Consider the following 14,027-nt stretch of genomic DNA (forward strand, 5'->3'; position numbering starts at 1 on the left):
GCCCATCATGAGCGCGGGATATTTCATCATTTACTTTGCATTTTAAAGCGTAAATACAATTCGTTATAGTAAGCGTTCATCCGCTTGCCTAAGTTTTCATACACCTCGAGCTCTTGCGTCACTTCGCGAGATGGGTAGAAACGTTCATCTGACGTCACTTCCTCATCTAAAAACTCGAGTGCCGCTTCGTTCGGTGTCGAATAGCCGACATAATCCGTATTACGGGCCGCGATTTCAGCATCTAGCATGAAGTCGATGAACTGATGTGCACCGTCCACATTTTGTGCGGTACTCGGAATGACAAGGTTATCGAACCAAAGATTCGTCCCTTCTTCCGGAATGACATACGTCAGCTCTTCATTTTCATACATGATTTCCGATGCGTCCCCAGACCAGACGACCGCTGCCGCCGCTTCACGGTTTGCCATCAACATTTTAATCTCGTCTCCGACGATGGCTTTAATGTTCGGCCAAAGTGTTTCTAGCTTTTGTTCCGCTTCAATCAACTCATCTTTGTTCGTCGTATTGAGCGAATAGCCAAGCGAGTTCAAACCAAAGCCCATCACTTCTCGTGTTCCGTCCGCAAGGAGGATATCATTTTCAAGCGGCATCTCCCATAAGTCGTTCCACGATGTAATCTCACCATCTACTAGTTCAGGATTATAAACAATCCCGACCGTTCCCCAGAAGTAAGGGACCGAGTATTTGTTACCCGGATCGAACGATTTATCGAGGAAGCGTGGGTCGATATTATCAAAATTCTCAAGTTTGTCGTAATCGATTGGTAGCAATAAGTCGTCTTCAATCATCTTACTAATCGCATAGTCTGATGGGACGGCAACATCGAACGCCGTACCCCCCTGCTCGATTTTCGTGAGCATCGCTTCGTTCGAATCGAATGTTTGATAAACGACCTTCAATCCACTCTGTTCTTCGAACTCACCAATCAAGTCCTCATCGATATAATCTCCCCAGTTATAGACGACAAGCGTATTGTCGCCACCAAATCCTTGCGCAGCATTTAGCTGCTGAATCCAAAGAAGGAGACCGAAGCTGACAATCAATGGGACAGCCAGCATGATGATTAATTTTTTCATCGTCTAACCTCCTTTGTCCCTCGTTGCGCCAACACATAATATCCGATGACAAGGATGAGAGTGAAGACGAACAAAATCGCAGACAACGCATTGATTTCAAGCGAGATTCCTTGTCGTGCCCGCGAGTAAACTTCTACTGCAAGCGTTGTAAATCCGTTCCCTGTCACGAAGAACGTGACGGCAAAATCATCTAACGAATACGTGAGTGCCGTGAAGAACCCGGCAAACACACCTGGTGTGATATATGGAAGAATGACTTTCGTCAATACATCCCACGTACTTGCCCCTAAGTCACGCGACGCATCAATCAACGTCGGGCTCATCTCTTGAAGTTTCGGCAACACCAAGATGACAACAATCGGAACCGAGAAGGCGATATGTGACAAGAGAACCGAATAGAAGCCTAACTGAATCCCGAGCATCGTAAAGAGAATCAAAAACGATGCCCCGATGATGACGTCTGGGCTGACAATCAAGACGTTGTTCAACGACAAGAGGGATGTCTTTGTATATTTTTGTTTTGCCGTGTAAATCGCGAGCGCCCCGATGACACCGAGCACGGTCGAAATCGTCGCTGATAAAAGCGCGATGACAATCGTGTTCAAGACGATGACGAGGAGTCTTGTATCGGTGAAGAGGGATTTGTACCATTCAAGTGTAAAGCCTTCGAAGTTACTCATCGTCCCGCCACTATTGAACGAATAGAAGACGAGATATAAGATTGGCGCGTAAAGAATAAAGAATACGGCCGCCAAGTACAGGTTTGATAATTTGAATCGTTTACGTTTCATCGACGGACCGCTCCTTTCGCACCCCAGTCACGCGTAATGACCATGACGAGAACCATCGCCAAGATCAAGAAGACGGCAATCGTTGATCCCATCCCCCAGTTTTGCGTGACAAGGAATTGTTGTTCAATCGCTGTACCGAGCGTGATGACACGGTTCCCTGCGATCAGGCGTGTGATCATGAAGAGTGACAACGCCGGAATAAAGACAATTTGAATCCCTGATTTGACGCCGTCAAGCGTCAACGGGAAGACGACACGTCGGAACGTCGTCCAGTTCGATGCACCTAAGTCTCGTGATGCATAGACGAGAGATGGTGGTAATTTTTCAATCGCGTTGTAGATCGGCAAAATCATGAACGGGATGAAAATGTAGACGGATACGAAGACGAAACTGAAGTCTGTAAAGAGAATCTGTTTCGTTCCAATCCCGATTGCTTCTAAGAACTGATTCGTGATGCCGTACGTTCCGAAAATTCCAAGGAACGCGTACGCTTTTAATAACAAGTTAATCCATGACGGAAGTAAGATGAGTAAAAGCCAAAGCTGTTTATGCTTCGTCTTCGTCAACAAGTACGCTGTCGGGTATCCGACGAGTAGCGAGAAGAACGTAATGAGGAACGCGTACCAAAACGACGAGAGCGTCATCGACAAGTATGTCGAAGAGAAGAACGTCTGATAGTTCTCTAAGCTCAAGTTCCCATCGATATCAAAAAACGAGTAATAGACGACAAGGACAAGTGGTGCGACGACGAATAAGGCAATCCAAATCCAATATGTCGTCAAATATACCGTCTTTGCGGTCTGGTTAGTTTGATTCATGAGAGACCTCCTCATAGGATTCGAGACGACGGTCAAACTCTTCTTCCGTCTCCCCTAATCGCATGACATGAATCGCTTCTTCGTCAAACGTCAATCCGATTTTTGATCCGACTGTCGACTTCTTCGTCGAGTGAACGAGCCATTCGTTCCCTTCCTCGTCATAACAACAAATCTCATAGTGAACGCCTCGGAACAATTGTGAATCGACATCCACGACAAGTTTTGCCGCGTCGACCGATGTCATCTCCAAGTCTTCTGGACGAATGATGACCTCGACTTTTTCATTACGATCGAATCCTTGGTCGACACATTCGAACGTTTTATTAGCGAACGTGACGACGTTGTCTTCCGGCATGACGCCAGGTACGATATTTGACTCTCCGATGAAGTCTGCGACGAAACGGTTGATCGGTTCATCGTAAATATCAGTCGGTGTCCCACTCTGAACAATTTTCCCGTTGTTCATAACGAAAATCTCATCAGACATCGCGAGCGCCTCTTCTTGGTCGTGTGTGACGAAGATGAAGGTGATGCCGAGACGTTGTTGCAATTCACGAAGTTCGTATTGCATCTCCGTCCGAAGTTTTAAATCTAGGGCAGACAATGGTTCATCAAGGAGGATGACCTCTGGCTCGTTCACGATTGCGCGAGCGATGGCGACACGTTGACGTTGTCCACCTGACATCTCATCGATTTCGCGCGAACCGTATCCTTCTAAGTTAACGAACTTGAGAGCTTGCTCTACTTTTGATTTTATCTCTGCTTCTTTTAACTTTTTAATCCGAAGACCGAACGCGACATTTTCAAATACGTTCAAATGAGGAAACAGCGCATAATCTTGAAACACGGTGTTCACTTGTCGTTTGTTGGCCGGTACATCGTTGATTCGCTTCCCACTGAAGTGGATATCACCTTCAGTCGCGTCTGTAAATCCTGCGATAAGACGTAAGATTGTCGTCTTCCCACATCCCGATGGACCGAGAAGCGTATAAAACTTCCCACGCTCAATCTCAAAACTGATATCTTCTAAGACGACTGTGTCGTCATAACGCTTTGAGACGTGGTCAAAGCGAATAATGGTTTCTGTATTCATGCTGTTTCCTCCTCTATTGACTTATAAATATGAATGAGTCGCAACGATAAGACATTCACTCTCGTCATCATGATCATTGACAAGTTGGTGCGAATCCGAGGCGACATAATACATCGTTTCTCCTGCTTTAGCGAAATACGTATGATGACCCAACTTCAGTGCCACTTTTCCAGATAGGACATACACCAAGGTCTCCGCACGTGAAGGTTCATATTGTTTGAATTCTCCATTCTTGCAAAACGTGACAAGAATTGGCTCCATCTCTTTCTCATTCGATTCCGGAATGAGCCATTCTGTGCGATATTTTCGTTCCTCATCCGTATACGTGGTGCGGTCATCGACGGTGTATACGACCTTTTGATTCAAGTCTTCATCGAAGAACTCTTTTGGTGAACTTCCAAGAACGCTCAACAAATCAAATAACGTCTCTAATGAAGGAGAGCTTAAATCACGTTCAATTTGAGAGATATATCCTTTACTCAAATCCGTACGCTCTGCCAACTCCTCTTGGGTCAATCCTTTTTTAATCCGGAGTCGCTTAATGTTTTGACCTACTTCCAACGACTGAACGCCTCCTTCTAGTTTAGTAAAACATGAGTTCAACTAAAGAAAGTTTATCTATACTATACTTACAAGCAAACTATTAGCGACCTTCATTATAACGAACTGAATGAGAATTGCAATAAAAAAAATCACGCCCTATGGACGTGATTCAATGTAAGTTTCGTTTAGACATCAAATGTTGAAATTTTTCATTCTTCGTTTGGAACAAATGAAGCTGCGCACCATATGCATCGATCTGTTGAATCACATACTGAAAGGCTTTCGCCTCACCAGGGTAAGGTTCCCCGGCTTTTGCGAGCGACGTCTCAAAATCTTCCCATAATACCTCGACCCACGTGATGGCTTCCGAATCGTTTAACACATCATTCTTCTCTTTTAGAATGGCGGCTAGCCGTTCATACTGATCATTCCGATTCATGACTTCACCTCCGTTAGTTCAGAGAGCGGAATGGCCCGTTCTGTCAGATCCCCTTCAAACGTCCCCCATCCCATCACGCCGTTGACGAATTTCAAGCGGAACGGTTGATTGTTGTAGTTGACGACATATGTTTCACCTGGACGAAACGATGTCGGGTCGACCAAATAGCTTTCAGCAATCGCGATCCGTCGAAGGACAACTTCGATTTCGCTGACCATGCCCATCTGTTCAGCCTTTCGCTTTCTCTCATGTAACGCTTGAATCTCTTGCTCTAACTCATATTTTGATAAGTCACTTAACCGCTTCTCCATTTCGTTCACCTCGATGTAAGCGTATCAGATTTTGTGAAAAAAAGAAAAAGGCGAGACTGAGTGAAACTCCACTCAGTTCGCCTTAAAGTTGTACAACGGTTTGATGACTTGGTCGATTCTGACCGCCGGTTCGATATAACGGACGATTTCTTTCATCGACTTATACACGAATGGGGATTCGTCAATCGTCGACGGTCGAACCGATGTCGACCAAACACCTTCCATCGTACGTTTGAATTCCTTGAAATCGACACGTTTCCGTGCGGCTGAGCGTGACATCATTCGACCCGCTCCGTGAGGCCCGGAGAAGTTCCAATCCGGATTCCCTTTCCCCGTACAGATGAGCGAACCATCACGCATGTTCATCGGAATGATGACACGTTCGCCTTGTTGAGCCGAGATGGCTCCTTTTCGAAGAATCATCGCATCATGGTCGATATAGTTATGAACAGTGTCAAATTGATCGATGACGTTCCACTTCATCGCTTCCACAATCACATCTGTCATCGCACGGCGGTTCGCCGCTGCATACTGTTGGGCGATTCGCACGTCATGCATATAATCATCCATGTCCTCCCCTTCGACATAAGCCAAATCCCGGAAAGGTTTCCGTGCTTCTCGTTCCGTCTCGAGATAAGTCGAAATCTCCTGCTGTCGTCCAACTGCTTTCAACCGCTCGATTTCTTCTGTTACATCTTTTGTTTCCATCATGTGTTGGATTGCTCGCTCTTGATAATGATCGGCAATCTGTACCCCGAGATGGCGTGAACCCGAATGGATGACGAGAAACGTTCGCCCCTCTTCATCCCGGTTCACTTCAATAAAGTGGTTCCCAGAGCCAAGCGACCCGACCGAACGTAAGGCACGGTCGAGTTTATATGGCGCTCGAACTGCTTCAAGCGGAAGTTCATTTGCGTACGGATGGACCGCCTCGCGAATGTTCATCCCGCTCGGTACGAGTTCGCGGATCATGTCATCGAGTCGCTGAAAGTCGATTCGTTTTGTTTTGATTTCAGTACAAAGCATCCCACATCCTAAGTCGACGCCGACTAAGTTCGGTACGACTTTATCGTGAATCGTCATCGTCGTTCCAACGACTGACCCTTTCCCAGCGTGCATATCCGGCATAATCCGAATCGATGCCCCTTGTGTGAACGGTTGGTCAAGTAGCGTTTGAATCTGATTCCGCGTCATGTCATCGATGCGTTCATTGAATACTTTAGCGCGGTTATATTCCCCCGTGATTTCCATGGTTCCTCCTTAACTAATCGCTTGTTGCTTGCTTTGTAGTTCATGCATTCGGGCATAGACGCCACCGAATTCGATGAGCGATTGATGGTTCCCGCGCTCGATGATTCGACCGTGGTCGAGGACGAGAATCTGGTCTGCTTCTCGAATCGTAGAGAGACGGTGAGCGATGACAAACGTCGTTCGACCGTACGTGAGTGTTTTAAGCGCTTCTTGAATGAGCGCCTCTGTCTCCGAATCAACACTTGCTGTCGCTTCATCGAGAACAAGAATGGCCGGATCAAAGACAAGTGCGCGGGCGAAGCTGATCAGTTGTCGTTCCCCACTCGAAAGGGATGCCCCTCGCTCAATTACCGGTTCGTCGATTCCTTGCGGTAGTTGTTTCACGAAACGGTCTGCACCAACAGCCGTGAGTGCTTTCCATACCTGTTCGTCCGTGATGGTCTCGTCACCTAGCGTGACGTTCGTTCGAATCGTTCCGGTGAATAGGAACGGGTCTTGCAAGACGATCCCGAGATGGTCTCGAACCGCCTGCGTCGGAAGTGTCGTCACGTCCATTCCATCGATACGAAGAACACCTTTAGATGGGTCATAAAAACGCATGAGCAAATTCATGATCGAGCTCTTACCACTTCCGGTGTGTCCGACAAGGGCAATCGTCTCGCCTGGAGCTGCATGTAACTCAATCTGTTGTAACACCGGTTTCCCCGCCTCATAACTGAATGTCACATCATCAAAGACAACTTCCCCTTTAAAGCGTGGAATACGTTCCGATGAGACCGGCTCTCCTTTTTCATCGAGCAACTGGAACATCCGATCAGCCGAGACGAGTGCCTGTTGTAGTGGAGACAACTGGTTCATGATTTGTGTTACCGGCTCAAAAATCCGCGAGACGTAATCGATATAGGCATACAAAATCCCGAGTGTCAGGATGCTTCCCCCACCGAGTGTTTGCGCCCCGACGAACCAGATGAGTAATGCGAGCGCCATGTTTCGGAAGAAGTTGACCAAGTTATGACTCATCAATGCATCTAATTTCAACAGTTTTCGTCTCGTTTGGAAGTTGTCACTGTTCTTCTCATTAAACTCGTCATAAACGAGATCTTCGCGAACGTACGATTGAATGATTGGCATCGTCTGAATGCTTTCATTCAACTGTGCGTTCATATCCGCGACGAGTGCGCGGACACGGAAGTTATTTTTTGTCGAGAAGCGCTGGAACAGCTTGATCCAGACGATGACGACCGGGATGATGATGAGTGAGACGAATCCAAGACGTACGTCTAGGAAGAACATCGCAATGAGTACTCCAATCATCATGACGACACTTTGGAAGACACGGGCAAGTACTCCTAAATAAAGGTCCCGAATCGTTTCCGTGTCGTTTGTGACACGGCTGACAATCTTCCCGATCGGCGTCTGGTCAAAATAACGTACCGGAATCGTTTGCAGATGCCTCATCACGTCGAGACGCATTGTCTTGACGATACTATGAGCCGAACGCTGCAAGAGCATCTGTTGTCCCCAGTTCAATCCGGCTGCGAGTAGCAACAGGACGACATAAAGACCAGACAGCATGAGCACTGCTCGTAAATCTGTCTGATAAAACTGGAACACATCAGTCGATGAGAGTGAGACGATATTGTCATATGTCGCCGTCTCATCACCTCGTGTAATCGTCAGCACGTCTCCTTCGACATCTCGGATCCCCCCGCTCATCACTGCCTCAGGTACGAGATAGTATCCGTCCGTCGTTTGCACGATAGAGACGGGCTGAACCACGTCTTGCCCGTCAAGCCTCGTTTCTTTCTCGTACGAGTTTCCATCAAAGGAAACGCTACCGCCAGACTCGACTTGAACCCAATCACGTTCGATGGCAACGATATGCTCATCGATAATGATTTTGGCGATATACGGCCCGGCAAGTTCTGCGCCGACCGCTAAAAAGAGTAATGTCAATCCGAGGAAGATCGAGCGTTTCACTTGTTTGGCATACCCAACAAGTGAACGGATCGTTTTCTTCCGACGGACTGGATCTAATTCATATTGATCGATCATGAGAGATTCCCCCTTTCCCGGATTACTCCGACTCTCCTTGTCGAATAAATTGTTCATAATACCAACCGTGACGTTCCATCAGTTGGTCATGTGTGCCACGTTCTGTGACACGCCCGTCTTGAAGGACGAGAATTTGGTCAGCGTGTGCCACCGCAGAAAGACGGTGCGCGACGATAAACGTCGTTTTCGCCTCACGGCTCGTGCGAACCGAATCGATGATGCGTGATTCAGTCTTCGCATCGACCGCCGAGAGCGAATCATCAAGGAGTAAAATCTCAGGATTTTTTAATAATGCTCGTGCAATCGATAAACGTTGTTTCTGTCCACCCGATAGCATGACACCTTGTTCTCCGACAACCGTATCTAAACCATTCTCTAAATGCTCGATATCCGTATCAAACGCCGCGAGATGGATTGCCATCTCAAGCGCTTCATCCGATACATCATCTACGCCGAAGCGAATGTTATCGCGGACCGTCTTCGAGAACAGGAGATGTTCTTGTGATACATATCCGCTCCAACCCCGTACGGTTTCGAGTTTGATGTCCGAAATCGGTACGCCGTTCACGAGAAGTGAATCGTCGATTGGATACTCTCGAAGCAACTGGCGCAATAACGTCGTCTTCCCGGCCCCGGTCGGTCCGACGACCCCAATCGTCTCACCACGCGAGACGTGTAGCACGATGTCTTCTAACGCATCACGATTCGCGTTCGGGTAACGGAACGAGAGCGATTTGAATGTGATTTTCTCTGGAACGTCGATCTGGATCGTACCCGTAGAGGCAACGTCCGGCACCTCGTTCATCGTCGATTCGATCCGCTCCAAACTTGCCGTCCCCCGTTGTACGACGTTGATGAGTTCACCAAACGCATACATCGGCCAAATGAGCATCCCTAAATAAATGTTGAACGAGACGAGTTGACCGAGCGTAATATCGTTCGTAAAGACGAGATACGTTCCAAATGAGAGCCCAATCAAATAACTGAGTCCGACGAGTAGTTTGATGACCGGCTCAAACAATACATCGATTTTTGCGACGTGCATGTTTTTCGCCATGACATCGTCTGTGATGTCATCAAACTTTTTCGTGTCCGCTTCTTCTTGAACGAATGAACGGACGACGCGAAGACCTGAGATTGACTCGACGACTTGGTCGTTCATCACCCCGAACGAGTCTTGGGCTGCCGTGAAGCGTGTATGGATTTGACTTCCCAGTTTATTCATCGACCAGGCGAGAATCGGCATCGGCAAGAGTGCCGCGAGCGTCAACTTCCAATCGATGAACACACCCATGATTGTTAACGCAATGAGTGTCATGTTGAACGAATCAACCAATGTCATGACCCCAAACCCGGCTGTCCGTTCAACCGCTTTCAAATCATTCGTCGCGAGTGCCATCAAGTCACCCGTACGATGTTGTTGATAAAAGCGCGGCGTCTGTTTGAGGAGGTGACCGAAAAAGCGACCTCTCAATTTCTTTTCAAGTAAAAAGGCTGTCCCGAATAGTCGGGCAATCCACAAATACGACATCACATAAGATAACACCATGATGCCTAGAAGCGATGATACGATGAGAATCAATCGTTCTGTCGTCAAGCTTCCTTCACGAATCGCATCGATTGCCTGTCCGATGATCCACGGCGGTAGCATATCCACGACCCCCGTGATGATGAGTAAGATGATGGCAATCAAATACGTCCGTTTCTGTCTTTTAATAAACCAATCCAATTGTTTAATCAGTTTCATGACTGATTTCCCCCTTTCGTCCAATCCATCTAAGCACGCAAAAAAGCGCACTCCACCTGATTGTGCAACCAATCAAATGAAGCGCGCTTGAAGTAGTCTTCAATCTTTTGCATGGTCAGGGAAAGGACACTACCCCTATCCAGCTGCCAAAGTCACGCAGTTAAATACGAGTAGCCATATGATGTTTTGAGTGTGTTTGTGAGTGCAATGTTGTTCATCATTCTGGCTCCTCTCGTTTCATAGTTTTAAAATCTACTCAAACCTTAGCAGACTGTTCTGAAAATTGTCAATATTATTTTGTAAAAAAATTGTAACTTGATTTAGTTTAAGAAAAACATGCCCAAAATGAGACCAATGACCCCTGTTGCCGTGACGTAATAAATCATCGGCATGAGCGTGTAACGAATGATGGTCCCTTCTTTACCGAGCAGTCCGGCAACTGATGCGACCGCTACGACGTTTAACACACAGATCATATTCCCCGCATTCGCCCCGGCCATCTGCATCGATAAGGCGAGCGTATTATCGAGTCCGACAGACTCCGCTACGTTCGTCGTCAAACTCGAGAACATCATGTTCGAGAAGGTTGCTGAGCCTGAGACGAAGGCGCCGAGGGCCCCAATCCACGGTGCAACGAGTGGCCATACTCCCCCGAACGTGTCGGCAGCTGCCGTCGCGAGTTCGACCGGCATAGACGCAAGTCCAGCACCTCCATTTTCGGAGTGAATGAAAATACGAACCATCGGAACAGAAGCCGCTAATGTGATGACTGTACCGACGATTCCAAACGTCGTCGCTTTAAAGACCGACGTCACTTGCGACCAACTCATATTGTGCAGGAAGAATGTTGCGATGATCGTCAAGATGAACATGAATCCTGGTGAATAGAACGGTTCCCAAGACGTTGAAATCCCTTCTACCCCTAAAATATTCGGTAGATTGATTCGTACACTGCGAGATAGTTCATTCAAGAACGGTACCGTACGAGTGAGAACTAAGAAAATCGTCAAGATGAGATAAGGTGCCCACGCTTTCCATTGCGGTAGTTCACGCGTGTTCGATTTTATCGTTACTTTTTCAGTAGATGGTTCAAGTTCATCCGCATACCCATCGAACGTCCATACGCGCTTCGGCATGAGAATCCCTTTACGAGCCATTGCGACGAGTATGACGAGACCCGTTAGTCCACCGAGCATCCCACCGAATTCAAATCCAAGGATGAGTGTCCAAATGTAGGCCGGTACACTGTATAACAGTGCTGCAACAATCGCAATTGGAAATACTTCGAGTGCCGGCTTGATCGATTTTTCCTTACTGAAGAAGCGCGTTAACATCAAAATCAGAATGAACGGGATGAATAGACCGACGACCATATCAATCAATACGGTCTGTAAAACAACCTCTGTCAAAAAGGCAATCGACTCAGGTTGGTTCACGTCTAGCGAAAGACCATTCCCAATCCCGATGAGTGCCGGTGTCCCGACTGCACCGAACGTGACGGCGGATACGTCCGCAGACAGTGCGATGACGACAGCGGCAATCGGTGGAAAGCCGAGCGCAATCAAGAGTGGTGCCGCAACCGTTGCCGGTGTCCCAAATCCTGATGCCCCTTCAATGAATGAAACGAACAACCAACCGACAATCAAGACTTGAATACGCGGATCGGGTGTGATGTTGACGAATCCAGAGCGGATCGCGTTCATGCCGCCCCCCTCTTTCATCGTATTCATCATTCCAATCGCACCATAGACAATCCAAACTGTCGTCACAGCAATGACTAGTCCTTGTAGTGTCGCTGCCATGATTCGAGTCGCATCCAATTGCCAAACGAAGAACGCTAAAATTGCCGTCGTCACGAGTGACAAGGGCATGGCTACCGATGCAGGTAAACGCATAATTACCAATAAGATGAGCACGGCCACAATCGGTGTCAGTGCTGTAATCCATTCTAAAATCGTCAATGTAGACCCACCTTTTCGTGTTTTCCCCTACCGTAAACAGATGTCCCATCACGATTCTTGTTCAGCGATTCGATCTAACGTACGTTCAATCACATCATACGGAAATCCTTTACGCCGAAGCTGCATCTTCATGCGCTGTTTGCGTTCGAATGCATCATACCCGCTGAACTTCCGATTCAACTTTTCAGCCTGCTTTAGACACGCCGCAATTTCGACATCTTCGTCCTCTTCTTCCCAAAAAGTTTGAATCGCCTCTGAAATAATATCAAAGGTAAACCCCCTTTGCATCAGGGTTTGTTGAATTCTTTGTTGCACTTCTGTGGCAGAACGACGATTTGTTTCCATTTGTTTCCGTTTTACGAACTTTCCGGCCTTTTCCACGAGTTCTTCGTGTGTGATGGACGTCAATACCGACTCAACGACGTCGGGTGGAATGCGGAGCTGTTCGAGCTCACGTTTGATTTTGATTGGCCCACTTGGACTAGTGTTGAATTTGGTTTGGACATAAGCTTTCGCAAATTCCGCATCATTCAAATAACGTTGCTCTTTCAATCGTGTGATGGCATGTTTGATGGCAGTCTCGCTTAACTCCTTCTTCATCAGATAGTCTTGTACCTCTGAAATCGCACGCATTCGATACGATAAATAATTGACGGCTAACTTATAAGCCTTCTGTGACTCTTCCGCCTCGAGCACGTCTTGTACAAAATCGTCTTCGAGTTCCATCCCTTTTGTGAGTCCATACTTAATGAACACGTCGACATCGATGGCGAACGCAAACTCTTCTTTCCCCTCTCGTTCGATGAATACGTTCAATCGGTCTTTATTTTTTTGTTGGGTCGTGAACTTCGCAATTTTCATAACGACTCCCCTCCATTCTATGTTTCTAACATATCACGTTCAGGAAACGTAAAGGATTTTTGATAAGTTAGAAGAAAGGGTATTCATCTGGATATACTGACTTATACCCATTTTAGAAACAACACATGATATCGGAGGGAATTTCATGAAAATCGCAATCACTGGCGGAACCGGACTGATCGGTCAACCGCTCGTCCGTGCATTGGCTGATGCCGGTCATCAAGTCGTCGTGTTGACACGTCATCCACGCCCCCGCCATCGCGGGGTATCATTCATCGAATGGTTGACACCGAACAGCAAGCCCGAAGAAGAGCTCGAAGGAACGGACGCGTTCATCCATTTAGCCGGGGCGTCAATCAATGACGGACGCTGGACCCATAAACAGAAACAAGCGATCCTTCAAAGCCGAATCGAAGGGACAAAAGAAGTCGTCCGCATCATTCAACAGTTAAAACAAAAGCCACAAGTCGTCGTGAGCGGCTCGGCGATCGGCATATACGGTGAAGATCGCTCGATCACCTATTCAGAAGAAACCCCATTACCGACACGAACCAATTTCCTAGGGAATGTTTGCGTCCTGTGGGAACAGGAGGCTGAACCGATTCGCGATTTAGGAGTTCGTCTTGTGACAATGCGCACCGGAGTCGTTTTATCAAATGACGGTGGTGCCTTTCCGTTAATGAAACTCCCCTATCAATTCGGAGTCGGTGGTAAAATCGGATCAGGAGAGCAGTGGGTCCCATGGATTCATCTAGACGATCTTGTGCGGTTGTTCGTGCATATCATCGAAACGGACACAATCGAAGGTCCTGTAAACGGGACCGCCCCTACGCCGGTGACGATGAATGAGTTTGGGAAGACGATTGCGAAAGTGATGCATCGTCCTCACTGGATTCCGGCACCTGCCCCAATGATGAAACTCGCACTCGGTGAAAAGAGCGTCATCGTCCTAGAAGGTGCGAAAGTCATTCCGACAAAAGCGCTACAACATGGCTTCGATTTCCGATATGACACGTTAGAACCCGCACTAAAAAACCTATTACAAGATGCTTAAGGAGAA

The 14,027-nt window shown here is 47.3% G+C and carries 13 protein-coding genes; 1 reads left to right on the top strand and 12 read right to left on the bottom strand.

The window, feature by feature from the left end:
* Nucleotides 1–26 precede the first annotated feature (26 nt).
* From KNO85_RS12335 to recX, 12 genes are all read right to left on the bottom strand, one after another.
* Nucleotides 27–1,097, bottom strand: a complete 1,071-nt coding sequence (locus KNO85_RS12335; protein ID WP_214790495.1) for an ABC transporter substrate-binding protein — start codon at nt 1,095–1,097, stop codon at nt 27–29.
* Complete coding sequence (locus KNO85_RS12340; protein ID WP_214790497.1) at nt 1,094–1,888, bottom strand: ABC transporter permease; 795 nt, start codon at nt 1,886–1,888, stop codon at nt 1,094–1,096. The genes KNO85_RS12335 and KNO85_RS12340 overlap by 4 nt, the downstream gene beginning before the upstream one ends.
* The gene (locus KNO85_RS12345) at nt 1,885–2,706 is read right to left on the bottom strand and encodes an ABC transporter permease (protein ID WP_214790499.1); all 822 of its coding nucleotides are present in this window, start codon (nt 2,704–2,706) and stop codon (nt 1,885–1,887) included. The genes KNO85_RS12340 and KNO85_RS12345 overlap by 4 nt, the downstream gene beginning before the upstream one ends.
* Nucleotides 2,693–3,799: an ABC transporter ATP-binding protein gene (locus KNO85_RS12350; RefSeq protein WP_214790501.1), complete on the bottom strand. Its 1,107-nt coding sequence runs from the start codon at nt 3,797–3,799 to the stop codon at nt 2,693–2,695. The genes KNO85_RS12345 and KNO85_RS12350 overlap by 14 nt, the downstream gene beginning before the upstream one ends.
* Nucleotides 3,800–3,820: 21 nt before the next feature.
* The gene (locus KNO85_RS12355) at nt 3,821–4,360 is read right to left on the bottom strand and encodes a helix-turn-helix domain-containing protein (protein ID WP_214790503.1); all 540 of its coding nucleotides are present in this window, start codon (nt 4,358–4,360) and stop codon (nt 3,821–3,823) included.
* A 151-nt stretch (nt 4,361–4,511) separates the two neighbouring features.
* Nucleotides 4,512–4,781, bottom strand: a complete 270-nt coding sequence (locus KNO85_RS12360) for a YfhJ family protein (protein ID WP_214790505.1) — start codon at nt 4,779–4,781, stop codon at nt 4,512–4,514.
* A complete protein-coding gene (locus tag KNO85_RS12365; RefSeq protein ID WP_214790507.1) occupies nt 4,778–5,092 on the bottom strand; it encodes a YfhH family protein in 315 nt (104 codons plus the stop codon). Before KNO85_RS12365 ends, KNO85_RS12360 begins: the two co-directional genes overlap by 4 nt.
* A gap of 72 nt (nt 5,093–5,164) precedes the next feature.
* Nucleotides 5,165–6,343 carry an RtcB family protein gene (locus KNO85_RS12370; protein ID WP_214790509.1) on the bottom strand — a complete coding sequence of 393 codons (1,179 nt, stop codon included), beginning with the start codon at nt 6,341–6,343 and terminating at the stop codon, nt 5,165–5,167.
* A gap of 9 nt (nt 6,344–6,352) precedes the next feature.
* Nucleotides 6,353–8,398, bottom strand: a complete 2,046-nt coding sequence (locus tag KNO85_RS12375; RefSeq protein ID WP_214790511.1) for an ABC transporter ATP-binding protein — start codon at nt 8,396–8,398, stop codon at nt 6,353–6,355.
* 22 nt (nt 8,399–8,420) lie between these two features.
* Complete coding sequence (locus KNO85_RS12380) at nt 8,421–10,145, bottom strand: ABC transporter ATP-binding protein (protein ID WP_214790512.1); 1,725 nt, start codon at nt 10,143–10,145, stop codon at nt 8,421–8,423.
* Between the two features lie 320 nt (nt 10,146–10,465).
* Complete coding sequence (locus KNO85_RS12385) at nt 10,466–12,106, bottom strand: L-lactate permease (protein ID WP_214790514.1); 1,641 nt, start codon at nt 12,104–12,106, stop codon at nt 10,466–10,468.
* A gap of 48 nt (nt 12,107–12,154) precedes the next feature.
* Nucleotides 12,155–12,967, bottom strand: coding sequence for a recombination regulator RecX (gene recX, locus KNO85_RS12390; RefSeq protein ID WP_214790516.1), 813 nt, complete (start codon nt 12,965–12,967; stop codon nt 12,155–12,157).
* Between the two features lie 145 nt (nt 12,968–13,112).
* Here recX and KNO85_RS12395 point away from each other — a divergent pair, with 145 nt between their 5' ends.
* A complete protein-coding gene (locus KNO85_RS12395) occupies nt 13,113–14,021 on the top strand; it encodes a TIGR01777 family oxidoreductase (protein ID WP_214790518.1) in 909 nt (302 codons plus the stop codon).
* Nucleotides 14,022–14,027: the final 6 nt, after the last annotated feature.

The organism is Exiguobacterium sp. s124 (assembly GCF_018617485.1).
Classification (GTDB): Bacteria; Bacillota; Bacilli; order Exiguobacteriales; family Exiguobacteriaceae; genus Exiguobacterium; species Exiguobacterium aestuarii.